Raw genomic sequence first — 25261 nt, 5'->3', positions numbered from 1 at the left:
CGGAGTTTATTTGATGCCTACTCACATTCGCATCCGCATGTTCAACACCAAGGAAACCTACCCTAACCAAACCCTGGACAACGACCTGTGCCAGGCCGTGCGCGCCGGCAACACCGTGTATGTGCGTGGCCAGGTGGGCACCGATTTCGAAGGCAGGCTCGTTGGCCTGGGAGACCCAAGGGCCCAGACCGAGCAAGCCATGCGCAACGTCAAGCAACTGCTCGAAGAAGCGGGCAGCGACCTGAGCCATATCGTCAAGACCACCACCTACCTGATCGACCCGCGCTACCGCGAGCCGGTTTACCAGGAAGTCGGCAAATGGCTCAAGGGGGTGTTTCCGATCTCCACCGGACTGGTGGTGTCGGCCCTCGGGCAGCCCCAGTGGCTGATGGAAATCGATGTGATCGCGGTTATCCCGGAGTAAGGAGGCTACCCATGACGTTTTCAATCGTTGGCCGTTGCGCGGACACCGGCCAGCTGGGCATCGCCATCAGCTCATCGAGTATTGCCGTGGGTGCCCGCTGCCCCTGGTTGCGCCCCGGTGTTGGCGCGGTTTCAACCCAGAACATCACCCTGCCGGCCCTGGGCCCGGACGTGCTGGACTTGCTGGAACGGGGCCTCGCCCCGGCCGCAGCGCTGGACAAGGCGCTTACGAGCAATGGCTACAGCCAGTACCGGCAACTGACGGCGATTGATCATCTGGGCCGCACCGTGCATTTCAGCGGCAGCGAGACCCTGGGTACCCACAATGGGGTCGCGGGCGAACAATGCGTGGCGGCGGGCAACATGCTGGCCGACCGCGCAGTGATCGAGGCCATGGTCTTGGCGTTCGAGCAAGGCGAAGGCCAACTGGCGGACCGGCTGCTGGCCGCCATGCATGCCGCCATCGACGCTGGCGGCGAGGCCGGCCCGGTGCATTCCGCCGCGCTGGTGGTGGTGGGCGAACTGACCTGGCCGATCATCAACCTGCGGGTGGACTGGGCCGATGAGCGCCCGATCACTGAACTGCAGAAACTCTGGGACGCTTATCGCCCGCAAGTGCAGGACTACATCGACCGCGCCATCGCTCCCGACCGCTCCCCCGGCTACGGCGTGGCCGGAGATGATCGATGAGTAGCAGCCGCGATCTGCTGCACAAGCTGGTGGGGTTTGACACCACCAGCCGCGAGTCCAACCTGCAACTGATCGACTTTGTGCGCGATTACCTGGCCGGGTTCGGTGTGGCCAGTGAGTTGGTCTACAACGAAGAGCGCAGCAAGGCCAACCTGTTCGCCAGTATTGGCCCGCAAGGACTGGCGGGTATTGTGCTGTCGGGACACACCGACGTGGTGCCGGTGGATGGCCAGCCATGGACAGTGCCACCGTTTGAGCTGACTGAGCGCGACGGCAAGCTGTTTGGCCGGGGCACGGCGGATATGAAGGGTTACATCGCTTGTGTGCTGGCGTTGGTCCCGGCGCTGATTCAGGCGCCGTTGCGCATGCCGGTGCATATCGCCCTGTCGTACGACGAAGAAGTCGGCTGCCTGGGCGTGCGCTCGTTGCTCAAGGTACTGGAGCAGCGGCCGGTGAAGCCGATGTTGTGCATTATCGGCGAACCGACGCAGCTCAAGCCGGTACTCGGCCATAAAGGCAAGCTCGCCATGCGCTGTGATGTGCAAGGCGAGGCGTGTCATTCGGCCTATGCGCCCTATGGCGTGAATGCCATCGAGCATGCCGCCGCGTTGATTGGCGAGTTGGGGCGTATAGGACACCAACTACAGGAGACACAGGATCCCCGTTTTGATCCGCCGTTCAGCACCGTGCAAACCGGGGTGATTACCGGGGGCAAAGCGCTGAACATCGTGCCTGCCGATTGCCGGTTTGATTTCGAGATTCGCGCATTGCCGTCCCTGGACCCGAGTGAGGTGGCGTCGCAGTTGAAGGCGTACGCCGAGCAACAGGTGTTGCCACGCATGCAGGCCGTCAGCGCGCAAAGTGCGATCCGCTTTACCGAGTTGTCCGCGTACCCGGGCCTGGTGACTGATGAGCGCAGCCAGGCGGCTGAGTTGATTGCTGCGTTCAGCGGCTCGCGGGAATTCGGCACCGTCGCGTTTGGTACCGAAGGGGGGCTGTTCGATGCCGTGGGCATTCCCACGGTGGTCTGCGGGCCCGGCAGCATGGACCAGGGGCACAAGCCGGATGAGTTTGTGAGTGTGGCTCAGTTGGCGGGATGTGATGCCATGTTGCTGCGGATGCTGCACTCGATCCGCACCTGATACCCCAAACGATACCCATCAACTGTAGGAGCCGGGCAAGCCCGGCTCCCACAGTTCTAGCCCAGTAACTGCGCCAGTTCTTCACGGCAATAGTCGACAAACAGCTGCACCGGCTTGGTCAATGGTGCGCGACGCAGCCACACAGCCGACAAGCCTGAACCGGTGACCGTTTCAGCCAGCGGCACACACACGACCTTCTGGCCGTCATAGGTGTACTCGGTGAACGGTTTGGTCACCAGTATCGAAAAGCCGAACCCCCTGCCCACCATCCCCCGAACCATCTCGATCGACGGCGAACTGAACACGATATTCGGCGTCAACCCGCGCTCTTCGAATATGCTCACGAAGTAGGTCCGGCTGGGCAGCACATCCAGCAGAATCATGGGCTCCAGGACCAGATCCGCCAGGGACACTCTGGCTTGCTGTGCAAAGCGGTGATCGGCCGGTAACAGGGCGTATGGCTGCTGCGGCGGCATCAGTGGCGCAGTCTCGATGGCGGTTCCCAGGTCGTGTTCAAACAGCATCGCCACATCAATAGTGCCTGCGGTGAGCGCCTGTACCAGCTCCTGCTGCTCACCGTCGCGAATGCGGATCTCCACCCCGGGCCAACGCGCCTTGAAGCCGGCGATCAAACGCGGCAAGTACAGCGGTGCGACGGTTTCAAAGCAGCCGATATCGATCTGCCCCGCCACCACGTCATTGTCGGCCAGGGCGTTTTGTTCGAACTCATGGGCCACTCGCAACAACTCCAGCGCCTTGCGGTAAAACCGTGCGCCACTGGGTGTGAGTGACACGCCCTGGGCGTGATGGCGGATAAACAGCTGCACACCAAAACTGTCTTCCAGTTGCTTGATCGCGGTCGAGACGGACGGTTGTGCGATGTAAAGCTTGCGCGACGCTTCGGCGACGCTGCCGCAGTCGGCCGTGGTTACAAAATATCTGAGTTGGCGCAGGTTGTAGGCAGCCATCGGAACCTCGGGAAACGTGGGATTTCGCCCCAAACCAGTGCAAGAAAAAGCTGTTTTATTCAGCGTTCACGGAGCATGCAACATACCGGAGCAAAAAAGCCCGGGAGATACTTTTTTTAATGTCTATAGCAACAAACTTACTAATTTACCTCCCTGCCCCCATTACAGATGATCACTCCAACAACAAAGCGCCGCCCTGTCGGCGCACTGCGAAGTACGTCCACGTACTCACCTGCCTTGGAGTTCGTCATGGTCACCACTGCAACAGCCAACGCCCCGCTCATCGAGAAACACACGATTGGATACGTGCCCCCCGAAGATCGCCATGGAAAGGTAAGAGACCTGTTCACCCTGTGGTTCGGCGGCAACATCGCGCCGCTGCCGATCGTCACCGGAGCACTGGGTGTGCAACTGTTCAACCTTAATCTGATGTGGGGCATCGTCGCCATCCTCATCGGTCACCTGGTCGGCGGTGTGCTGATGGCGCTGCACTCGGCCCAGGGCCCGCAGATGGGCATCCCGCAAATGATCCAGAGCCGTGCCCAGTTCGGCTCCCTCGGCGCGTTGCTGGTGGTGGTGATCGCGGGTGTCATGTACATCGGTTTCTTTGCCTCCAACATCGTGCTGGCGGGCAAATCCCTGCACGGCGTGGTCGATTCGGTGCCCGTGCCGGTCGGCATCGTGATCGGCGCCATCGGTTCCGGGATTATCGGCATCATCGGCTACCGCTTTATCCACGTGCTCAACCGCATTGGCACCTGGGTACTGGGCGCCGGGATCGTGCTCGGTTTCGGCTACATCTTCACCCACATACAGACCACCGACTTTCTGACCCGCGGCGGGTTCAACATTGCAGGCGTGCTGGCGACCATTTCCCTGGCTGCCCTGTGGCAGATCGCCTTTGCCCCCTACGTGTCTGACTACTCCCGCTACCTGCCGGCTGACGTCCCCGTTGCGTCCACATTCTGGACCACTTACCTGGGTTCGGTCCTGGGCTCCAGTCTGTCCTTCATCTTTGGCGCCGTTGCCGTCCTCGCCACCCCGGTAGGAATGGACACCATGGAAGCGGTCAAACTCGCCACGGGCTCCATCGGCCCCCTGATGCTGGTGCTCTTTTTGCTCAGCGTGATCAGCCACAACGCCCTCAACCTGTACGGCGCGGTACTGTCGATCATCACCCTGGTGCAGACCTTTGCGTATCGCTGGATTCCAACGGCCAAAAGCCGTGCGGTGATCTCCATCATCGTACTGGCCACGTGTGCAACTGCAGCCGTGTTCGCCTCCAAGGACTTTATCGGGCACTTCGTCGATATGGTGCTGGTGTTGCTGGTGGTATTGGTGCCGTGGACAGCGATCAACCTGATCGACTTCTACGCGATCCATAAGGGCAAGTACGACATTGCGTCGATCTTTCGTGTGGATGGCGGGATTTACGGGCGCTACAACCCCCAGGCATTGCTGGCGTATGCGGTCGGTATTGTGGTGCAGATTCCGTTCATGAACACGCCGCTGTATGTGGGTCCGATTTCAGAACACATCAACGGAGCGGACTTGTCCTGGATCGTCGGGCTGGTGGTGACTTCGCCGTTGTATTTCTGGCTGGCGAATCGTGACAGTGCCTACAAACGCAGGATGAACGAGGGCGCATTGGTCGCCGGTGTCTGATCGGCCACCCAGGCTGTTTATCTTGAACTGAAGACTCTGCAACTCCCGCCCCACAGGCAGCGCCAGATACTGAAAGTCTCGTCACTAGACGACTTGCGGGTCTGGCGTTGCGCATTTGGGAATACCCAAACACCCTCACCTTCAAACCCCTGAAAATCCGGAGCATCCTGGGTGGTGACTTGAGAGAGATGCCGCAAAGAAATCATCGTTGGGCGCCTGGACAAGCTCCCTGATGAAAAGCCAGAAACGAAAAAAGGACCCGAAGGTCCTTTGTTCTGCTCTATCGAACTGCAATGAATTCGTAAAGCCATGTTTGGAGCGGGAAACGAGACTCGAACTCGCGACCCCGACCTTGGCAAGGTCGTGCTCTACCAACTGAGCTATTCCCGCGTCTTGGTGCTGGGCATTCTATAGCAATAAAAGAATGCGTCAACCCATTGATTCAAAAAGTTTTATTTATTTTACCGAGGTCGTCTTCAGATGCGGCCAGGCGGCCCGCAAATACTGAAGCATCGACCACAAGGTCAACCCGGCCGCCACCAGCAGCAACCCGTAACCCACCAACACCCAGAAGCTGAAGTCCGATGGATTGGCCAGCAAGATGATCAGGGCCAGCATTTGCGCCGCTGTTTTCCATTTGCCCATGTTCGATACGGCAACCTGAGCCCGTGCTCCCAACTCTGCCATCCACTCGCGCAACGCGGAAATGACAATTTCACGGCCAATAATCACGGCCGCAGGCAGGGTCAGCCACACGTTGTGGTGCTCTTGCACCAACAGGACCAACGCCACAGCAACCATCAATTTGTCGGCTACCGGATCCAGAAAGGCGCCAAAAGGCGTGCTTTGCTCCAGTCGACGGGCCAAATAGCCGTCGAGCCAATCCGTCGCCGCCGCAAACGCGAAGACTGAGCTGGCGGCTACATAACTCCAGCTGTACGGCATGTAAAACAACAGAATGAAGAAAGGAATGAGTAGAACGCGTAGTACGGTGATCAAATTAGGGATATTCATCGGCACAACTGGCTACGAGGTGAGGGGGCATTCTACTCGCTGTGCAGGTTTGCATAAATCAACTCAGCGAGCTTTTTACTGATCCCGGGTGCTTTGGCGATCTCCTCGATGCTGGCACGAGATAGCTCCTGTAAGCCACCAAAATGTTTCAATAAATCTCGGCGGCGAGTCGGCCCTACCCCTGGAATGCCTTCCAGGGTTGAGGTTCGACGGGTTTTACCCCGTCGCGCCCGATGTCCGGTAATGGCAAAACGGTGGGCCTCGTCACGGATTTGCTGGATCAAATGCAAGGCCGGCGAGTCACCCTTTAACGTGAATTCATGGGCAGCATCGTTCAGATAGAGGGTTTCGAAGCCCGCCTTGCGTGTTGCCCCCTTGGCCACGCCAAGCAGGATCAAGTCTGGCACGGCCAGTTCATTGAGCACATCACGGGCCATTGAGAGCTGACCCTTGCCACCATCGACCAGCAGGATGTCGGGCAGCTTGCCCTCCCCCTCTTTAAGCCGGCTGAAACGGCGCATCAGCGCCTGGTGCATGGCGGCATAGTCATCGCCCGGGGTGACGCCTTCAATGTTGAAGCGCCGGTAATCCGACTTGATCGGACCTTCGGGGCCGAACACCACGCAGGATGCAACGGTCGCTTCACCGCTGGAGTGACTGATGTCATAGCACTCCAGACGCTGTGGGATTTCGTCGAGTTTCAATACTTTGGCCAGGGCCTCAAAGCGTGCCGCAACATGCAGACGGTTTGTCAGGCGGGCAACCAGCGCCTGCTCGGCATTGGTGACCGCCAGTTGCTGCCATCGCGCCCGCGTGCCACGCACCCTGTAGCTGATGGCCAGCTCTCGGCCCCGCAGCTCTTCGATGGCGTCGATGATTGCGCCGAAGCTCTCGTGCTCCACGTTTACAATCAGCTCGCTCGGCAAGTCGCGCTCAGGGCTGCTGATGTAGTACTGACCGAGAAAGGCCGCCATGACTTCGGCCACCTCCTCCTCGATACCAACCTGAGGAAAGAAGTTCTTGCTGCCCAATACCCGCCCGCCGCGCACATTGATCAAATGCACACAGGCGCCGCCGGGGTTTACGAAAGCGGCAATCACATCCACATCGCCGGTCCCGCCTTCCATGCTTTGCTGGTCCTGAACCCTGCGCAAGAGCGAAATCTGGTCACGTACCTCAGCGGCACGCTCAAAATCAAGGGTGCTGGCGGCTTGCTCCATTGCACTGTTGAGCTCGTCGGTCAGCGCGCTGCTGCGCCCCTCCAGGAACATGATCGAGTGGCGAACATCCTCGGCATACTCCTGCGGCTCAACCAACCCGACACAAGGCGCTTTGCAGCGCTTGATCTGATACTGCAAACAAGGCCGCGTTCTGTTTTTGAAGTAGCTGTCATCGCACTGACGCACCAGAAAGGTCTTTTGCAAGATGCTCAGGCTCTCGCGAATAGCGCCCGCACTGGGGTAAGGCCCGAAGTACTTGCCTTTTAGCTTCTTGGCACCGCGATGAATGCTCAGGCGCGGGAATTCACCATCCGACAGAAACACATAGGGATAGGACTTATCGTCGCGCAACAGAATGTTGTACGGCGGGCGCCATTCCTTGATAAGCGTCTGCTCAAGCAGCAACGCCTCGGTTTCATTGGCGGTAATGGTGGTTTCTATTTGCGCGATACGTGCCACGAGGGCAGCTGTTTTAGGCGCCAGGCCGGTTTTGCGAAAGTAGCTGGCCAGACGCTTTTTTAGGTTCTTGGCCTTACCCACGTAAAGCAGCCGTGCATCGCCGTCAAACATGCGATACACGCCAGGACGACCGCTGCAGGTCGAAAGAAACGCACTTGCGTCAAACACGTCAGTCATCGTTAACCAGCATCGACCATGCCGTGACGAACAGCCAGCAAGGCCAGTTCAACATCGCTTTTGACCGAGAGCTTCTCGTAAATGCGGTAGCGGTAGGTATTGACCGTCTTGGGCGACAGGCAAAGTTTGTCTGAAATGACCTGGACCTTCTGACAGCCCACAATCATCAGCGCGATCTGAATTTCGCGCTCGGACAGGGCATCAAACGGAGAGTCACTTGCAGGCTGAAAGGATTTGAGTGCCAATTGCTGTGCGACTTGCGGGCTGATGTAGCGCTGACCGGCGAATACCAGCCTGATTGCCTGGACCATCTCGGCCAGACCCGCGCCCTTGGTCATGTAGCCTGCGGCGCCTGCCTGCAGCAAGCGCGTCGGAAAAGGGTCTTCTTCACACACCGTCACGGCGACAACCTTGATGTCGGGGTGGCTGCGCATCATCTTGCGGGTAGCTTCCAGACCACCAATGCCGGGCATTTTGACATCCATCAAAACCACATCAGGCTTCAGCTCGCGGGCCTTGAGAAGGGACTCCTCACCGGACTCGGCCTGACCGACCACTTGCAAGCCTTCGATATCGGCCAGCATTCGTGTGATCCCTGTACGCACAAGATCGTGGTCATCGACCACTAGAACCCGAATCAAGTCGATACCTCGCAAATTGGTCTTGGTTGATTGTGGACACCTTAGCAAAAACTAATCCACCAACCTACCGACTTGCGTCAACTATCCACGCCAAAGCGTTAAATCCTTGTAAATATTCAGCCCTTGACGGCCTCAATATCTTCAGGATCACGAAGTTCCTTTGCCGGGTGAGCGACAGACAGCTCGGCCAAGGTTGTGGTCAAGCGGCGGATGGCGTCCTGATCTTCCTTTTGCAAGACCCGGTAGCTGGTCAGGACTTTTTCTTCTATATGACTGAGGTTGTCTACTAATGTCGGGGTTGGGCTGCCGGTCAATACAAACAGCACATCCACCCCACGCCCTGCGACCCGCGACCCGCGACAAGTAGTCCGCCTTGGGCGCGCGATCACCACTCTCATATTTGCCTTGGGCATTCGCCTCGACACCACCAATTTCGCCAAAAGCTTTCTGCGACAAACCCAGTCGCTCTCTCTCTTGGCGCAAGCGCAAACCAATTCCACTCATTTGGATGTAGGATCCCATTTTAAACACCCGCAAGGATGGTATAATCCATAAATATTAAACAAAATTGAACGGTTTTGAACTATGACCGGAATTCGTACTGCCGCACAAGCCAAGGCATGGCTGGAATACCAGGGGAAATCCGTTCAAGAGTTCGCTCGGGAACATGGCGTCGACCCGGCCACCACTTATCAAGTGCTCGCCGGGCGCAAAAAGGGGAAGCGTGGTGAAGCCCACAAGGTAGCGGTTCTTGTGGGCATGAAAGACGGCATCATTGCCTCTCAGACCACACATTCAGTTGAGGCAGAAGGTGATGAGTTCGCTTGAGTATGCGCCTAATCGGGCGTGACTCCCGATTTAGTATTCAGGCACGCCCTCCCCCCCCAACAGCACGCACGGCGAGCGGCGGCGCAAAGCCCGAAACAGGGCCCTCACGTGTTCGTGACCGGTTCGAATAAACATCTCGCCTGCCCCTGACTCTGATGGCAATAGTCTGAATTGTTAATCCACATAGTATTTTTTGATTGAATACGCCCGTTCGCCTCAAGTAAGCTGCGAACCATCAATCGGAGACCACCCATGTTGCATCACGCCCCCACAGACATTTGTAAGACCGCACGCGACGAGCGTCTGGCTGAATCTGTGTGCGCGAACAACATGCACTCCACCGCACGATTTTATTTTGGGTATTGGTTTAGCCACTGGCGCGCCTGATACCCACACGGCGCCCACTACTTAGGGGTCGCCTACCAGAGAATTCTCACCCCCGGTCGGCTTCCCGACCGGGGGTTTTGTTTTTCTGGCCCCTGACATTTTATTGAATTGAGGATTTACCCCATGAACTACGCCACTTATTACCGCTTCGACCTTTGCACTGCATGGCGATTTATCAGCCGCCGTTCGGGACAGCCTGCCGCCTCCGAACGGACCCACATTGGTGGCACGCAAGCACTCATAGCCAGTCTGGCCAATTGTCGAACACCCCAGTAGGGCTGAGCGCGCGGGAGAACCCGCCGCCTGCCCAGGAAGCACAAACCATGAACGCATCCGTATCCGCTCTGCCAGCCGTACACACTGCAACTACCCAGATTTCGACCCGTCGCCTGCCCAGCGCAGCGCAACTCAAACAGCAACTGCCCCTGAGCATCAAGCTTCGCGAGCAGATCAGCAGCCAGCGCCAGGCCATTCGCGCCATCCTCAACGGTGAAGACTCCCGTTTACTGGTGGTTGTCGGCCCCTGCTCCATCCACGACCCCCTCGCCGCACTCGAATACGCCAGCAATCTCGCAGCCTTGGCCCATGAAGTGAGCGACGACATGCTACTGGTCATGCGTGCCTACATCGAAAAACCGCGCACGACTGTGGGCTGGAAAGGCCTGGCCTACGATCCGCACCTGGATGGCAGCGATGACATGGCTCACGGCCTGACCCTGTCACGGGAACTGATGCTCGAAATCCTGCGCATGGGCCTTCCGGTCGCCACCGAACTGTTGCAGCCCATCGCTGCAGGCTACTTCGACGACCTGCTGGGCTGGGTGGCCATTGGCGCCCGCACCACCGAATCGCAAATTCACCGCGAAATGGCCAGCGGCCTTGATCTGCCGGTAGGCTTCAAAAACGGCACTGACGGCGGTGTGGCAATCGCCTGCGATGCCATGCGCTCTGCCGCGCACAGTCACCGTCATTTCGGGGTCGATAGCCAGGGCCATCCGGCAATCGTCGAGACGCCCGGCAACCCCGACACCCATCTGGTACTGCGCGGTGGCCGCAGCGGCCCGAACTACGACCGCGCCAGTGTGGCCAAGGCTCGCGCCGGACTGGAAAAAAGCGCCATCCCGGCCCGCATGATGATCGACTGCAGCCACGCCAACAGCGGCAAAGACCCGTTGCGCCAGCCGGAAGTGTTCAATGATGTGCTCGAACAGCGCCTGGCAGGTGATCACTCCCTGATTGGCATGATGCTCGAAAGCCATCTGTTCGAAGGCTGCCAGCCCCTGAGTGCGAACATGCGCTACGGGGTTTCCGTGACCGATGGCTGCCTGGGCTGGGATGCCACCGAGCACTTGCTGCGCAACGCCGCCCAACAGCTGCAAACACAGCGCCGCGTCGCCCGGGTCATCGCCTGACAAGCCTGCTCGGCAAACCTCTGCGCAGCCCGGGAATATGCCCACGGCTGCGCGAAGTCGATATCGACTAAGGTGTTTTTTACGGTTAACAACACCAAGGAAAACACCCCATGGATGACTCAGCCAATACCCACTACCCGATTCTGCTGGTACACGGACTGTTCGGTTTCGGCCGGATAGGCCCCTTCAACTACTTTAAAGGCATCGAGGACGCGCTCGCTGAATCAGGCGCCAGGGTTTTCGTGCCGATCATTTCGGCCGCCAACAACAACGAGACACGGGGCGAACAACTGCTTTAGCATATACGCAGGGTGTGCACCCAGACCGGCGCACAGCGGGTCAACCTGATCGGCCACAGCCAGGGCGCCCTGACCGCCCGCTATGCAGCTGCCACCGCGCCACATCTTGTCGCCTCCGTGACCTCGGTCAGCGGCCCGAATCATGGTTCGGAAGCAGCAGACCGCATGCGTCAGGCCTTTGTGCCGGGCACACTGCCCGAAACCATCGCCGGCGCCCTGACCACAGCGTTCTCCACATTCCTGTCAGCGATAACCGACCACTCGCAACTGCCGCAACACGCACTTGAGGCGCTCAACGCCCTGACCACCGAAGGAGTTACTGCATTTAACCTTAAATACCCCCAATGCCTGCCTGAAACCTGGGGCGGCATGGGGGCCGAGTACGTAAACGATGTGTTCTATTACTCCTGGAGCGGCATTATCAAAGGCTCACGATTGTCGGAATCGCTGAACCTGCTCGACCCCTTGCACAACGCCTGCCGTGTGTTCGGCAGCTTTTTTACCCGTGAGACCAAGGAAAATGACGGAATGGTGGGACGATTCAGCTCCCATCTGGGCCATGTGATCCGCTCGGACTACCCCCTTGATCACCTCGACACCATTAATCACCTGGCCCCCATGAGAAAAAAAACCGTCAACCCGCTCACGCTTTATGTCGAACACGCCAAGCTTTTGAAAAACAAAGGGTTATAAAAATAGTCCGGTCGCAGTACGTCAAGCATTGATCCGCCAGTCAGCAAAAACGCAAAACAGAACTTTTGCCGAGAAAAAACCCACTGAATCCGGTAGGCTCGGCACTTTCTTGAAAGGAGTACTCCCTCATGGCTAAAGCCACTGCCCGTCACATCCTTGTTGCCACCGAAGACAAGTGCAACGAACTGAAAGCCCAAATCGAAGGCGGCGCTGATTTCGCCGAAGTGGCGAAAGCCAACTCTTCTTGCCCGTCCAGCCGTCAGGGCGGCGACCTGGGTTCTTTCGGTCCAGGCCAGATGGTTAAAGAATTCGACACCGTCGTCTTCAGCGCGCCAATCAACGTGGTGCAAGGCCCGGTCAAGACCCAGTTCGGCTATCACCTGCTGGAAGTCACCAGCCGCCAGGACTAATCCTCCCCGCGCTGCGTGAAAACGGCCCACCTATTGGTGGGCCGTTTCGTATCCGCAACTGCAAACCACGTGCTACGTTTCCTCATTCACGAACCCGTCGTTCTGAGGAATTGATCATGAGCCTTAAGGGTAAAACTGCACTGGTTACCGGTTCCACCAGCGGCATCGGCCTTGGCATCGCACTGAGCCTGGCCAAGGCTGGAGCCGACCTGATACTCAACGGCTTTGGCGATGCCAGCAAAGTCATTGCAGACATCCAGCAACTGGGCGTCAAAGTGGGTCACCATCCTGCAGATGTCAGCGACCCGGCGCAGATCGCCGACATGATCAGTTATGCCGAACGCGAGTTCGGTGGTATCGACATTCTGGTCAACAACGCAGGCATCCAGCATGTGGCCAGCGTCGAGGAGTTCCCGGTAGAACGCTGGGATTCAATCATCGCGATCAACCTGTCCAGCGTGTTTCACAGCACTCGCCTGACCTTGCCCGGCATGCGCAAGCGCGGCTGGGGGCGCATCGTCAATATCGCCTCGGTTCATGGCCTGGTGGGGTCGGTCGGCAAAGCCGCCTATGTGGCCGCCAAACATGGCGTGATCGGCCTGACCAAAGTCGTTGGCCTGGAAACCGCCACCAGCAATATCACCTGCAATGCCATCTGCCCAGGCTGGGTGCTCACACCACTGGTGCAAAAACAGATTGATCAGCGCATCAGCCAGGGCATTGACCCCTATCAGGCGCAGCACGATCTGCTGGCCGAGAAACAACCCTCCCTGGAGTTCGTGACCCCGCCCCAACTGGGCGAACTGGTGCTGTTTTTATGCAGCGAGGCAGCCAGCCAGGTGCGTGGTGCCGCCTGGAACGTGGACGGCGGTTGGCTGGCGCAATAAGTGGGCGGATCGCTGCATACCCAACATGCAAAAATGCACACCAGCCCTGCACTTATCAGGGTTGTAATGAGCAAATTTGCACTGTTAGCATCCGTTATCGTTCGCCCGTGAACACCGACTAAAAATAATATAAAGCAGGGAGTTAGTGATGACTGCTCAGGTTTCCTCCTCACCGACACCGGAAATCGCTCCAATTGACGAGACGATTCTGGCCGAGGTCCGCAACCACATTGGTCACCTGACCCTCAACCGCCCCAGCGGTCTCAATGCCATCAACCTGGAGATGGTGCGCAGCCTTCAGCAGCATCTCGATGCCTGGGCCACAGACCCTCAGGTAAAAGCCATTGTGCTGCGTGGCGCTGGCGAAAAAGCCTTTTGCGCTGGCGGGGACATCCGCTCGCTCTACGACAGTTATCAAAACAACGACACCCTGCACACGGTGTTCTTCGAAGAGGAATACGCCCTCGACCTGACCCTGCACCACTACCCCAAACCCGTGATTGCCTTGATGGACGGTTTTGTCCTCGGCGGCGGCATGGGACTGGTGCAAGGCGCGGATCTGCGCCTGGTCACCGAGCGCAGCAAGCTGGCGATGCCTGAAGTGGCAATCGGTTATTTCCCTGACGTTGGCGGCAGCTACTTTCTGACCCGCACACCGGGCCAGCTTGGTACTTACCTGGGGGTCAGTGGCGTGCAAATCCGCGCCAGTGACGCACTGTACTGCGGGCTGGCTGACGGCTATCTGGAGAGCAGCAAACTGCCTGAACTGGATAGAAGCCTCGATACCCTCGAATGGCGAGGCACCCCCATTGATGATCTGACAGCACTGATCGGAACGCTCGCAGTGACCGTGTTGCCCGAGCCGCCGCTGGCCAGGCTTCGCCCCCTGATAGACAGCGTTTTCGCCCAGGCCGATATACCGCGAATCGTCGCTCATCTGCGCGCTGTCACGGCGCCGGAAACCCGCGACTGGGCCAATGAAACCGCCGACCTTCTGCAAACCCGCTCCCCGTTGGCAATGGCCGTCACCCTCGAAATGCTGCGCCGTGGCCGTGAACTGACTCTGGAACAGTGTTTTGCCCTCGAACTGCACCTTGACCGTCAATGGTTCGATCGCGGCGACCTGATGGAGGGCGTGCGCGCACTGATCATCGACAAGGACAAAAACCCGCGCTGGAACCCGCCTGCCCTGGACGCACTGGACCCTGTGCATGTCGTCAGCTTTTTCACCTCATTCGACGCGACGGGAGCCTGAGCCATGCAAGATATCGAACTGAGCGAAGAACAAGTGATGATCCGCGACATGGCCCGCGACTTTGCCCGCCGTGAAATCGCCCCCCATGCCCAGGCCTGGGAAAAGGCCGGCTGGATCGACGATGCACTGGTGGCCAAGCTCGGCGAACTGGGCCTGTTGGGCATGGTGGTTCCGGAAGAATGGGGCGGCACCTATGTCGACTACGTTGCCTACGCCCTGGCCGTGGAAGAAATATCGGCCGGTGATGGCGCAACCGGTGCGCTGATGAGTATCCATAACTCCGTCGGCTGCGGGCCCATCCTCAAATACGGCAGCGAGGCGCAAAAACAAACCTGGCTGGCGGAGCTTGCCAGTGGCCAGACCATCGCCTGCTTCTGCCTGACCGAGCCACAGGCGGGCTCTGAAGCCCACAACCTGCGCACACGAGCGGAACTGCGCGACGGCCAGTGGGTGATCAACGGCGCCAAACAGTTTGTCAGCAATGGCAAGCGCGCCAAGCTGGCCATCGTGTTTGCCGTCACCGATCCAAACCTTGGCAAAAAAGGCATTTCGGCGTTTTTGGTGCCTACCGCGACCCCGGGTTTCATCGTCGACCGTACCGAACACAAAATGGGCATTCGCGCCTCGGACACCTGCGCCGTTACCCTGAACAATTGCACCGTGCCTGAAGCCAACATGCTCGGCGAACGCGGCAAGGGGCTGGCCATCGCCCTGTCCAACCTCGAAGGCGGACGCATCGGTATTGGCGCCCAGGCACTGGGCATCGCCCGTGCTGCCTTCGAAGCGGCACTGGGCTATTCCCGTGACCGGGTGCAATTTGACAAGGCGATCATCGAACACCAAAGCATCGCCAACATGCTGGCTGACATGCAAACCCGGATCAATGCAGCGCGACTGCTGATCCTGCATGCGGCGCGCCTGCGCAGCGCGGGCAAGCCCTGCCTGTCAGAAGCCTCACAGGCCAAACTGTTTGCTTCGGAAATGGCCGAGTATGTGTGCTCCAAAGCCATCCAGATCCATGGCGGCTATGGCTACCTTGAAGACTACCCGGTTGAGCGTTACTACCGAGATGCGCGCATCACCCAGATCTATGAGGGATCGAGCGAGATTCAGCGAATGGTTATTGCGCGGGAATTGAAGAATTATCTGATCTAGACACCAGCGCTGAGCCTGTGGGAGCGGGCTTGCTCGCAATGTCAGCGCCCCGGTACGACTGACATACCCGGTTAACTGAATCGCGAGCAAGCCCGCTCCCACATCCACAGTCAGTGACTTTTAGCGGTTTTCAAACTCGGCAGCACGCTTTTCCACAAACGCCGCCATCCCTTCTTTCTGGTCATGTGTCGCGAACATGGCGTGGAACACCCGACGCTCGAAACGCACACCTTCAGACAGGCTGATCTCGAATGCCCGATTCACGCATTCCTTGGTCAGCATCAGCACCGGCAAGGATTTACTGGCAATCAGCGCTGCGACTTTCAACGCTTCATCCAGCAACTCATCGACCGGTACCACGCGTGCAACCAGCCCCGAACGCTCGGCCTCTTCGGCCCCGATCAAGCGCCCACTCAGGCACATTTCCATCGCCTTGGCCTTGCCCACTGCGCGGGTCAGACGCTGCGTTCCACCCATGCCCGGCAACACACCCAGGTTGATTTCCGGCTGGCCGAATTTGGCGTTGTCACCGGCCAAAATGAAATCGCACATCATCGCCAGTTCACAGCCGCCCCCCAACGCAAAACCCGCTACCGCCGCAATGATCGGCTTGCGTCGGGTCGCCACGCGATCACTGTCAGAAAACAGGTCATCGAGGTAGATTTGCGGGTAGTTCAGGTCCGCCATTTCCTTGATGTCCGCACCGGCGGCAAAGGCTTTTTTCGAACCGGTAATGACGATGCAGCCAATCCCGTTATCGGCTTCCAGCGTGTCCAGCGCCTGGTTCACTTCGCTGACCAACTGCGCATTCAGGGCATTGAGCGCCTGGGGCCGGTTCAGTGTAATCAGGCCTACATGCCCATGAATGTCCAGCAGAATGGTTTCGTAGCTCATCACTAATGTCCTCGATTCAAAGATTGCGCGAAATGACCATGCGCTGAATATCACTGGTGCCTTCATAGATCTGGCACACCCGCACATCGCGGTAGATGCGTTCCAGTGGAAAGTCGCTCAAGTAGCCATAACCGCCCAGGGTTTGCAACGCCTTGGAGCACACTCGCTCGGCCATTTCCGAAGCAAACAGCTTGGCTTGCGAGGCCTCGACCAACGCCGATTGACCGCTGTCACGCAAGGCCGCGGCGTAACGAACCATCTGCCGGGCAACCGCGATTTCAGTCGACATGTCGGCCAGGCGGAATGCCACGGCCTGATGCTCAACCAATGGCTGGCCAAAGGTCACGCGCTCACGGGCATAGTCCCGTGCAGCTTCGAAGGCCGCGCGGGCCATGCCCACTGCTTGCGAAGCGATGCCGATGCGCCCGCCTTCCAGGTTGCCGAGGGCAATTTTGTAGCCCTGCCCTTCTTCACCCAGACGATTGGCCACCGGCACCTTGAGGTCGTTGAAGAGGATCTGGCAGGTGTCTGACGCGTGCTGCCCCAGCTTGTCTTCGACTCGGGCCACGCTGTAACCCGGTGAGTCCGTGGGCACGATAAAGGCGGTAATACCGCGCTTGCCCGCCGCCGGATCCGTCACCGCAAACACAATCACTACCCCGGCATTTTGCCCCGACGTGATGAACTGCTTGCAGCCATTGAGCACATAGAAATCGCCTTCCCGGCGGGCACGGGTTTTCAGGTCACTGGCGTCGGAGCCCGCCTGGGGCTCGGTCAGGGCAAATGCCCCAAGCATCGCACCACTGGCCAACGGGACCAGAAACGTTTGTTTTTGATACTCGGTGCCGTACTTGAGAATCGGCACGCAACCCACTGAGTTGTGCACGCTCATGATTGTGGAACACGACCCGTCGCCCGCGGCGATTTCTTCGAGGGCCATCGCGTAGGCCTGATAACCGGTATCGCAACCGCCCCACTCTTCAGGCACCAGCATGCCGAAAAAACCCAGCTGCGCCATCTCGTCAATGGCCTCCCGGGGGAAGCGGTGCTGCTTGTCCCATTCAGCGGCAAAGGGCTTCAAACGCTCCTGGGCAAACTGTTGGGCTGCTTCGCGAATTTGTAATTGTTCGGATGTGGGCAGCATAAAAAATCCTTAGTACAAGCATTCCACGGCAATCGCCGTGGCTTCACCGCCGCCGATGCAGATCGCTGCAACGCCGAGTTTGGCCTTTTGCTGACGCAGTGCCGAAAGCAGGGTCACCAGAATGCGCGCTCCCGAAGCACCGATCGGATGGCCCAGCGCACAGGCGCCGCCGTAGATATTGACCTTGGCGTGGGGGATATCCAGTTCGGCCATCGTGACCAGGCTGACCACTGCAAACGCTTCGTTGATCTCGAACAGATCAACCTCGTTCAGATCCCAGCCGGTCTTGCTCATCAGCCGCTTGATCGCCCCCACCGGGGCGGTCGGGAACAGACCGGGCTCATCGGCAAACGCCGCATGCCCGTGGATCACCGCCAGGGGTTCCAGGCCGCGTTTGTGCGCCTCGCTACGGCGCATCAACACCAGTGCCGCCGCACCATCGGAAATCGAACTGGAGTTGGCCGCAGTGACCGTCCCACCCTCCCGAAACGCCGGTTTCAGCGTGGGGATCTTTGCCAGATTGGCCTTGGGCGGCTGCTCATCATCACTGATCAGGCGCGGCTCCTTGCCCACGGTGACCTGCACCGCAACGATCTCGGCGCTGAAGCTGCCGTCCTTGATCGCCTGCTGCGCACGGGTCAGCGACGCCACGGCAAATGCATCCTGGGCCTCACGACTGAAGCCGTGGAGCTGGGCGCAGTCTTCCGCGAAAGTACCCATCAGGCGGCCACGGTCATAGGCGTCTTCCAGGCCGTCCAGGAACATGTGATCCAGCACCCGGCCATGACCCATGCGGTAGCCACTGCGTGCGCGATCGAGCAAATACGGCGCGTTGGACATACTTTCCATGCCCCCTGCCACCACCACATCGACGCTCCCGGCCAGCAGGCGGTCATGGGCCAGGATGGTGGCTTCCATGCCCGAGCCGCACATCTTGTTCAGCGTCGTGCAGCGTGTGCCCTTGTCCAGCCCGGCGCCCAGGGCGGCCTGGCGGGCAGGCGCCTGGCCCAGGCCTGCCGACAGCACGCATCCGAACAGCACCTCTTCTACGCCATCGGGCGCCACACCGGCCCGCTCTACCGCTGCGCGGATCGCCGCAGCGCCCAGTTGCGGCGCGGTCAGGCCCTTGAAGTCACCTTGAAAGCCACCCATGGGCGTGCGTGCAACACTCACAATCACGACCGGATCATTGGCAATTGTCATTTCACACCTCTTATTTGGCGGCCATGCGCAAGGCGCCGTCGAGACGGATCACCTCGCCGTTGAGCATGCTGTTTTCAATGATATGGCGCACCAGCGACGCGTACTCGTCAGGCTTGCCCAAGCGCGGTGGAAACGGCACACCGGCGGCCAGAGACTCACGCACTTCAGGGGTCATGCCAGCCATCATCGGGGTTTCAAAAATGCCCGGTGCGATGGTCATGACGCGAATCCCGAAGCGGGCCAGTTCACGGGCCGCAGGCAAGGTCAGGCTGGCGATGGCGCCCTTGGAAGCCGCATAGGCCGCCTGGCCGATCTGGCCGTCGAACGCCGCCACCGAAGCGGTATTGATGATGACCCCGCGCTCTCCATCGGCATCGGCGGTGGTCTCGGCAATGGCCGCTGCGGCCAGGCGCAGCATGTTGAAACTGCCAATCAGGTTGACGTTGATGACCTGGCTGAAATTCTCCAGCCCGTGGGGGCCATTTTTGCCGAGGATTTTTTCGCCGCGCACGATGCCCGCGCAGTTGACCAGCCCGTTGACCCCGCCAAAGGCTGCCACCGTGGCCGCAACAGCTGCCTGTGCGGCGTCTGCCTGGCTGATGTCAGCCACGGCGCTGCGGGCCGAACGGCCCAGTTTGTTCGCTTGTGCGGCCACGGCGTCGGCGTTCATGTCCACCAGCATCACCCGGGCACCTGCCTTGACCAACATGTCGGCTGTGGCGGCACCCAGTCCCGATGCACCACCGGTGACGATAAAAACCTTGTTTTCGATTTGCATGGTTGTTCCTGACCAAAAATGGGGGTGAAAAATCAGGCCGTGGCTTTGGCGCTTGACGCCAGCTCGGCCTTGGCAATTTCCTGGTTGCGCAAAATGAAGCGCTGCAGCTTGCCGCTCGGGGTTTTCGGCAGCTCGCTGACAAATTCGATTTCACGGGGGTAAGCGTGGGCGGCCAGACGCTGGCGGACGTGCAAACGCAGGGTTTCGGCCAGTTGCGCATCACCCAGATAGTGGGGGTTCAACACCACGAACGCTTTGACCAGCTCGGTGCGCTCGGGGTCGGGCTTGCCCACCACGGCGGCTTCGACGACTGCCGGGTGCTCGATCAGGGCGCTTTCCACATCAAAAGGCCCCACGCGATAACCGGAGGTCGTGATCACGTCATCGCTGCGCCCGACGAAACTGATGCTGCCATCGGGGTTCAGCTCCACGGTGTCGCCGCTGAGGTAGTAGTTGCCAACGAAAGCCTTGGTGTTGAAACCTTGATAGCCGCCAAACCAGCACATGGGCGACTGGCTACGGTCAACGGCCAGAATCCCAGGCTGGCCCACCGGCAATTCCTGATGGTTGTCATCGAGCACCACGATCCGGTGACCCGGGGAGGCGAAACCGGCAGCGCCCATATGCACCGGGTGGTCGAGCCCGTGATGGTTGCACAGCACCATGCCGACTTCGGTCTGGCCGTAGTGGTCATGGATGGTGACGTTCAGCTCATCGGCAAACCAGCGAATCACCTCGGGATTGAGGGGTTCACCGGCGCTGCTGACGACTCGCAGCTGGCCCTTGATCTTGCTGGAGAAGGCAGCCCCGGCAGCAATCAGCATGCGATACGCGGTAGGTGAACCGGTGAGGTTGGTGATGCCGTATTTCTTGATCACCCGACAGGTGCTTTCAACCGTAAACGGGCCATCGTACAACGTGATCGGATGGCCCATGGACAAAGGCCCGGTGATCCCGAAATAGATTCCGTAGGCCCAACCCGGATCAGCCAGGTTCCAGAACGAATCCTCAGGACGCAGCCCCACCGCATCACGGGTATAGCTCTGGAACGCGACAATTGCCTTGAGCGGCACCAGCAGCGGTTTGGCCGGGCCTGTGGTGCCCGAAGTAAACATCAGCAAAAACGGGTCTTCGCCGGTGAGCATGACCGGCTCACAGTCCGCCGTGTAGTTGTCCAGTTCGGCCCAGAAGCTGAAATCGCCGCGTACCAGGCCCTGCCCTTTGGGGCCGGCCACGGTGACAATCGCCGGGCAGTCGTTGACTTCATTGAGTTTGACCCGGTTCACCCCATCAGTGACCACCAGCGCGGCGCCGGAACTGTTGAGCCGGTGTTCGATGGCCTTGGGGCCGAATGCGGTAAACAGTGGTTGGTAGATGGCACCAATGCGCCAGGTGGCAAACGCCACAATCAACAATTCGACATTGCGCGGCAGCAAACCTGCCACCTTGTCGCCGCGTTTTACGCCCTGGGCCAACAGAAAGTTGGCAAAGCGTGCAGCCTGATCCTGTAACTGGGTGAAGGTATACGTTGCGCTGCTGGCATCGCGCCCTTCCCAGAACAACGCAATGCGGCCCGGCAAGGCATGCCGGTCACAGCACTCGACACAGGCATTGACGGCCTCCAGGTGGCCGTCCAGGGCGCCCGTCACCGTGCGTTGGTAGTCGAAATCAGTCATCGCGGTCAGATAGTCGCGCATCAGCAGAATCCCTCGGTCTTTATTTTTAGGATGGGAACCGTGAACAATCCTGTTGATAATCGCCCTGGGAAGGCTCTGCAACAATGGTCAAACCGCTCAAGCTGAATGACTGCTTTGGCCAATGCGCGATCTTGCCCGAACGCGCCTCAGTCCCAGAGATCGCAACCGGCAGCCAGGTGGCGTTTATCCCTGCTGCTATCTATATTTCACGCACATAAGGAGATGCCCGTGACCACACAAAACCACCACAACACCATCAACAACATCGAATTCAACGTCCACGACATCGCGCGCAGCAAAGGGTTTTATGGCGCCGTATTTGGCTGGACTTTCACTGACTATGGCCCCACCTACACCGAGTTCAGCGATGGCCGCCTGAGCGGCGGTTTCACCACTGGCGAGGACGTGCGCCCGGGTGGCCCGCTGATCATTGTGTATGCCGACGACCTGCCCCGTGCACAGCAGGCAATCGTTGACGCCGGAGGCAAAATCACCCAGCCCGAATTCAAGTTCCCGGGGGGCAGCCGTTTTCACTTCACCGACCTGGACGGCTACGAACTGGCGGTCTGGTCGGCAAACAAATAACTCCGAAAAAAGCCCCGTCGGCGCAACACCGACGGGGCTTTTGCTTGTTGCTCAAAACGTGCAGCCTGGCGTTTACCGTCCCATCGCCCGTGCCGCATCCGCGGTGTACTGGTCAGGCGTGAACTTGCCTTCGTTGAGGATCGGGCCTTTCTTGGCTTCGTTGGTCATGCCGTAGCCGGTGTACTGCCCCGAGTTCAAGTCCATGAAGAACTGCGAACCCGCCTGCCAGGCGCTCATGTCCGGATGGTAGTAGTAGTTGATCATGGCGTGTTTCCACAGCTGCCCACGGGCATCGTAGTTGTCTGCCATCACCGAGTTCCAGGTGTCCTCATCGATAAACAGCACACGCTTGCCGTACACGTGGCGATAGCCTTCTTTCAGGTCCCCTTCCAGCACCCACACACGACGCAGTTCATAACGCATCAGGTCAGGGTTGGGATGGTTGGGCGTGAGCATGTCTGCGTACTTCACCGTGCCTGCGTTGGGCTTGTAGGCGTTGGCCGGGATGTAAACCTCACGCTTGCCGATCAATTTCCAGTCGAAGCGCTCTGGCGAACCGTTGAACAAACGGTCTTCGTCGACGGTCATGGTGCCGTTGGTGCCAATCATCGGCTGGTCATAGCCGTAGCCAGGCAGCAAGCGAACGCGACGGGTGGACGGGCTGTAGCTCCAGGCCTGACGCGGGTTGGTCTGAAAGTCGTAGGGTTCGTGGGAAATGCTGATCACGCCGTTGTCACGGGCAGGTTTGAGCGTCGTGTTGTTGCCCATTGCCTGAATCTTGTCTTCAGTTTTTGGCTCCACCGTCGGGGAGTTGGCCTGTGACAGGCCTCGCGCATAGGCACGGCCCCACCCAATGCTGCCATTGGGCAGTACGGACGCCAGGTCACTGGTTTTTTCTTCGGTCCAGGCGCGCGCCGGGAGCTGGTGGTTCCACAGCACTTCCATGCCGCTTTTAGGGATCGGGAACGGCACCTGGCCCAACCCTTCGATGCCCATGCCATCGTTCACCAGCTTGGCATTCAAGGCGTTGCTCATGACGCGGCGGCACACGTAGTCCGGGTAGCGGAAATCACGATGACCGGTGTAGATGTTCATCTTGTAAGTGGTCGGATAACGCTTGAGCAGCGCTTTCTGGCCCTCGGTCAGCTTGTCTTCGTACTGCGCCATGTTTTGCGCAGTGATCACCAGGATCGGCTTCTCTGCAGCGTAGGGATCAACCGGTTGGTCGCCCGAGAACTTCACATGGTTCCAGCCCGGAACTTCGCCCAGGTACTTGCCGGTGTAGGGCGGGATAGTGCCCGCGGCGTTACCTGCCTGTTCTGCACCTACACAGGTCAGCTCTTTACCCAGTTTGGCCGCTTCTGCGGGAGATACCTGGGCGGATGCCGTGCCGATGGCCGCCACATTGACGGCTATGGCGGCTGCGAGCATTACGCCTGTTCTTGTTATTTTCATGTATTGCCTCCTACGCGAATAAGCTTGCTGAGGGGTATGCGTCCATTCTTCGCCATTCACAGGCGAGTACATCGTCCACAAAGACTATTCAGGCCGTTACCAACAGCTCTTTGAGCAAGCTTTTAAGCATCTTGCCCGACGCATTACGGGCAAACGGCGTGTGCTGGATATGGATCTGCGCAGGGACCTTGAAGCTCGCCAGACGCTGGGCGATAAACCCCCGCACCGTATCCCGGTCCGGGGTTGAGGCCGGGTCGCCACGCACCACCAAAAACACCACTTCGCCCAGCACATCGTCAGGGACGGCAAAGGCTGCGGCTTCAATCACACCGGGCATCTCACAGGCGCAGGACTCGACCTCGGCAGCGGAAATCTTCTCGCCGCCGCGATTGATCAAATCCTTCGCGCGATCCGTGATGTAGAGGAAACCTTCATCATCCAGCAGCCCGATATCGCCGGTGTCGAGCCAGCCATCGCGCAGGGTCTGTGCGCTGGCCTCGGGCAGGTTCCAGTACGCGCTCATCAGCGTTGGCGAGCGCACCCAGATCAATCCACTGACACCGACGGGCAGTGGTCGATCCGGACTGTCGCCGATGCGCACCTCGACAATTGGCAAGGGCCAGCCTGCAGACGCTGGTTTGTAGACAAACTGATCACCGCCAATGGCTGCGCAGATGCCGTTGCTTTCGGTCAGCCCATAACCACTGCCGCCGATTGCCTCGGGTTTGCGCTGGGTCAGGTGTTCCAGCAGGCTGCTGGACGGTGCCGCACCCCCCAGCCCCAGACCAAACAGGCTGGCCGTGTCAGGGCTGCCAAAGCGTGGCGACGTCAGCAGTTGCTGCATCATCACCGGTGCGCCGTTGAACTGGGTGCAGTGCTCATCGCGGATCAGATCGAAGGCTTTTTCCACGTCCCACTTGTACATCAGCAGCAGGCGTCGACCGCTGCGCAAGGCCAGCAAAAACTGCGCATGCAAGCCACTGACATGGAACAGCGGGACTGCCATCAAGGTGGTGGGCGCATAACCGCTGTTAATCACCACACTGATGCGCTGCGGTGAACTGAGCGCGCAAAACGCACCCTGGAACTCCAGCGCCACCAGCGCCTGACAGACTGCGCCGTGGGTCGACAGCACGCCCTTGGCCAGACTGGTCGTGCCCGAGGTGTAGAGAATCATGGCCGGGTCGCTGGCACTGACGGGTTGCACGGGCGTACTCAACGCGGGTGCAGCCAGCAGGTCTTCCAGGCGCTGGCAGTGTTCCTCCAGCGGCGCGTCTTCACGCAGGCCAACCACAATGGTTGCCAGCCCTTGATCACGCAGGTCAGCGGCAAGCAATTGCAAGCGAGGCTCGTCGCACAGCAACAAGCACGCACCGCTGTCCTGCAGGCCATGAAACAGCTCGTCACGCAGCCCCCAGCTGTTGAGCGGCACACACACCGCACCGCATCGCTGGATGGCTGCAAACGCGACCAGCCAGGAGGGCTGATTACGCATGGCAATCGCGACGCGATCGCCTTTGTGCAGACCAAAGCGCTGCACCAACTGCCCGGCCAGTCGATCCACCTGATCGAAAAACTGACTGAACGTCAGTCGCTGCTGCTCCCACACCAGAAACTCGCGGTCAGCATGCACCCGGCCACTGTCGATGGCGGCCCAGACGCTGGCTGCTGTGTGTCGAAAATACTTCGGCCCGCCTTCTGGCGGCGTGACGACTTCAAAAGGCGAGCCCACCCCCACCAACTGCTGCCAGGCGCTCTGCCATTGCTCAAGTTTCATCTT

General features: G+C 59.3%; 22 protein-coding genes, 1 tRNA gene and 2 pseudogenes. 12 read left to right on the top strand and 13 right to left on the bottom strand.

Features of this window, described 5'->3' with window-relative positions:
* The first annotated feature begins 13 nt into the window (after nucleotides 1-13).
* From V6P94_RS14005 to argE, 3 genes are read left to right on the top strand one after another with little or no spacing between them, the layout of a single operon-like run.
* Entirely contained in the window at nucleotides 14-424 is a 411-nt protein-coding gene (locus tag V6P94_RS14005) for a RidA family protein (protein WP_338647147.1), read from the top strand.
* Nucleotides 425-435: 11 nt separating this feature from the next.
* Nucleotides 436-1113 carry a DUF1028 domain-containing protein gene (locus V6P94_RS14000; protein WP_019826351.1) on the top strand — a complete coding sequence of 226 codons (678 nt, stop codon included), beginning with the start codon at nucleotides 436-438 and terminating at the stop codon, nucleotides 1111-1113.
* Nucleotides 1110-2255: an acetylornithine deacetylase gene (argE, locus tag V6P94_RS13995; protein ID WP_133076930.1), complete on the top strand. Its 1146-nt coding sequence runs from the start codon at nucleotides 1110-1112 to the stop codon at nucleotides 2253-2255. The genes V6P94_RS14000 and argE overlap by 4 nt, the downstream gene beginning before the upstream one ends.
* 56 nt (nucleotides 2256-2311) lie before the next feature.
* Here argE and V6P94_RS13990 read toward each other — a convergent pair whose 3' ends face one another.
* Entirely contained in the window at nucleotides 2312-3223 is a 912-nt protein-coding gene (locus tag V6P94_RS13990) for a LysR substrate-binding domain-containing protein (RefSeq protein WP_019826348.1), read from the bottom strand.
* A 249-nt stretch (nucleotides 3224-3472) separates the two neighbouring features.
* Between V6P94_RS13990 and V6P94_RS13985 the strand changes: the two genes are divergently transcribed.
* Complete coding sequence (locus V6P94_RS13985; RefSeq protein ID WP_133076931.1) at nucleotides 3473-4888, top strand: cytosine permease; 1416 nt, start codon at nucleotides 3473-3475, stop codon at nucleotides 4886-4888.
* Nucleotides 4889-5202: 314 nt separating this feature from the next.
* Here V6P94_RS13985 and V6P94_RS13980 read toward each other — a convergent pair.
* From V6P94_RS13980 to V6P94_RS13960, 5 genes and pseudogenes are all read right to left on the bottom strand, one after another.
* Nucleotides 5203-5278 (bottom strand) — tRNA-Gly (locus V6P94_RS13980).
* A 66-nt stretch (nucleotides 5279-5344) separates the two neighbouring features.
* Complete coding sequence (gene pgsA, locus V6P94_RS13975; protein ID WP_048361487.1) at nucleotides 5345-5902, bottom strand: CDP-diacylglycerol--glycerol-3-phosphate 3-phosphatidyltransferase; 558 nt, start codon at nucleotides 5900-5902, stop codon at nucleotides 5345-5347.
* A 32-nt stretch (nucleotides 5903-5934) separates the two neighbouring features.
* Nucleotides 5935-7758: an excinuclease ABC subunit UvrC gene (uvrC, locus tag V6P94_RS13970; protein WP_133077461.1), complete on the bottom strand. Its 1824-nt coding sequence runs from the start codon at nucleotides 7756-7758 to the stop codon at nucleotides 5935-5937.
* Between the two features lie 2 nt (nucleotides 7759-7760).
* The gene (gene uvrY, locus V6P94_RS13965; RefSeq protein ID WP_019826343.1) at nucleotides 7761-8399 is read right to left on the bottom strand and encodes a UvrY/SirA/GacA family response regulator transcription factor; all 639 of its coding nucleotides are present in this window, start codon (nucleotides 8397-8399) and stop codon (nucleotides 7761-7763) included.
* Between the two features lie 116 nt (nucleotides 8400-8515).
* A pseudogene (locus V6P94_RS13960) lies at nucleotides 8516-8903 on the bottom strand (helix-turn-helix domain-containing protein).
* A gap of 81 nt (nucleotides 8904-8984) precedes the next feature.
* Between V6P94_RS13960 and V6P94_RS13955 the strand changes: the two are divergent.
* The 7 genes and pseudogenes from V6P94_RS13955 (at nucleotide 8985) to V6P94_RS13925 (ending at nucleotide 15725) form a co-directional block, all read left to right on the top strand.
* Nucleotides 8985-9227, top strand: a complete 243-nt coding sequence (locus tag V6P94_RS13955; protein ID WP_338647129.1) for a DNA-binding protein — start codon at nucleotides 8985-8987, stop codon at nucleotides 9225-9227.
* A gap of 710 nt (nucleotides 9228-9937) precedes the next feature.
* Nucleotides 9938-11026 carry a 3-deoxy-7-phosphoheptulonate synthase gene (locus V6P94_RS13950; protein WP_338647127.1) on the top strand — a complete coding sequence of 363 codons (1089 nt, stop codon included), beginning with the start codon at nucleotides 9938-9940 and terminating at the stop codon, nucleotides 11024-11026.
* 110 nt (nucleotides 11027-11136) lie between these two features.
* Nucleotides 11137-12018 (top strand): annotated as a pseudogene (locus V6P94_RS13945) (lipase family alpha/beta hydrolase).
* A gap of 128 nt (nucleotides 12019-12146) precedes the next feature.
* The gene (locus tag V6P94_RS13940) at nucleotides 12147-12428 is read left to right on the top strand and encodes a peptidylprolyl isomerase (protein ID WP_016781241.1); all 282 of its coding nucleotides are present in this window, start codon (nucleotides 12147-12149) and stop codon (nucleotides 12426-12428) included.
* A 116-nt stretch (nucleotides 12429-12544) separates the two neighbouring features.
* On the top strand, nucleotides 12545-13315 hold the full coding sequence (locus V6P94_RS13935; RefSeq protein ID WP_338647125.1) for a 3-hydroxybutyrate dehydrogenase: 771 nt from the start codon (nucleotides 12545-12547) through the stop codon (nucleotides 13313-13315).
* Between the two features lie 148 nt (nucleotides 13316-13463).
* A complete protein-coding gene (locus V6P94_RS13930) occupies nucleotides 13464-14570 on the top strand; it encodes an enoyl-CoA hydratase/isomerase family protein (protein ID WP_338647123.1) in 1107 nt (368 codons plus the stop codon).
* 3 nt (nucleotides 14571-14573) lie between these two features.
* Nucleotides 14574-15725: an acyl-CoA dehydrogenase family protein gene (locus V6P94_RS13925; RefSeq protein WP_133077454.1), complete on the top strand. Its 1152-nt coding sequence runs from the start codon at nucleotides 14574-14576 to the stop codon at nucleotides 15723-15725.
* A 120-nt stretch (nucleotides 15726-15845) separates the two neighbouring features.
* On the opposite strand, the gene V6P94_RS13920 is transcribed toward V6P94_RS13925, so the two are convergent.
* The 5 genes from V6P94_RS13920 to V6P94_RS13900 are packed head-to-tail and all read right to left on the bottom strand — an operon-like array spanning nucleotide 15846 to nucleotide 21441.
* A complete protein-coding gene (locus tag V6P94_RS13920; RefSeq protein WP_133077449.1) occupies nucleotides 15846-16619 on the bottom strand; it encodes an enoyl-CoA hydratase in 774 nt (257 codons plus the stop codon).
* 16 nt (nucleotides 16620-16635) lie between these two features.
* Nucleotides 16636-17763, bottom strand: coding sequence for an acyl-CoA dehydrogenase (locus tag V6P94_RS13915; protein WP_326397984.1), 1128 nt, complete (start codon nucleotides 17761-17763; stop codon nucleotides 16636-16638).
* A 9-nt stretch (nucleotides 17764-17772) separates the two neighbouring features.
* Entirely contained in the window at nucleotides 17773-18966 is a 1194-nt protein-coding gene (locus V6P94_RS13910; RefSeq protein WP_338647115.1) for an acetyl-CoA C-acyltransferase, read from the bottom strand.
* Between the two features lie 10 nt (nucleotides 18967-18976).
* A complete protein-coding gene (locus tag V6P94_RS13905; protein ID WP_338647113.1) occupies nucleotides 18977-19744 on the bottom strand; it encodes an SDR family NAD(P)-dependent oxidoreductase in 768 nt (255 codons plus the stop codon).
* Between the two features lie 32 nt (nucleotides 19745-19776).
* Entirely contained in the window at nucleotides 19777-21441 is a 1665-nt protein-coding gene (locus tag V6P94_RS13900) for an AMP-binding protein (RefSeq protein WP_338647110.1), read from the bottom strand.
* A gap of 228 nt (nucleotides 21442-21669) precedes the next feature.
* Here V6P94_RS13900 and V6P94_RS13895 point away from each other — a divergent pair, with 228 nt between their 5' ends.
* Nucleotides 21670-22026, top strand: a complete 357-nt coding sequence (locus tag V6P94_RS13895) for a VOC family protein (protein WP_338647108.1) — start codon at nucleotides 21670-21672, stop codon at nucleotides 22024-22026.
* 72 nt (nucleotides 22027-22098) lie between these two features.
* Here V6P94_RS13895 and V6P94_RS13890 read toward each other — a convergent pair whose 3' ends face one another.
* Together V6P94_RS13890 and V6P94_RS13885 are read right to left on the bottom strand one after the other, a co-directional pair.
* Nucleotides 22099-23481 (bottom strand): DUF1329 domain-containing protein, encoded by a 1383-nt coding sequence (locus tag V6P94_RS13890; protein ID WP_338647106.1) that lies wholly within the window; start codon nucleotides 23479-23481, stop codon nucleotides 22099-22101.
* A gap of 88 nt (nucleotides 23482-23569) precedes the next feature.
* Entirely contained in the window at nucleotides 23570-25258 is a 1689-nt protein-coding gene (locus tag V6P94_RS13885) for a class I adenylate-forming enzyme family protein (protein ID WP_338647104.1), read from the bottom strand.
* Nucleotides 25259-25261 lie beyond the last annotated feature (3 nt).

Origin of the sequence: Pseudomonas sp. ML2-2023-3 (assembly GCF_037055275.1) — a bacterium.
Classification (GTDB): domain Bacteria; phylum Pseudomonadota; class Gammaproteobacteria; order Pseudomonadales; family Pseudomonadaceae; genus Aquipseudomonas.
This window is presented reverse-complemented; position numbering and strand designations above follow the sequence as displayed.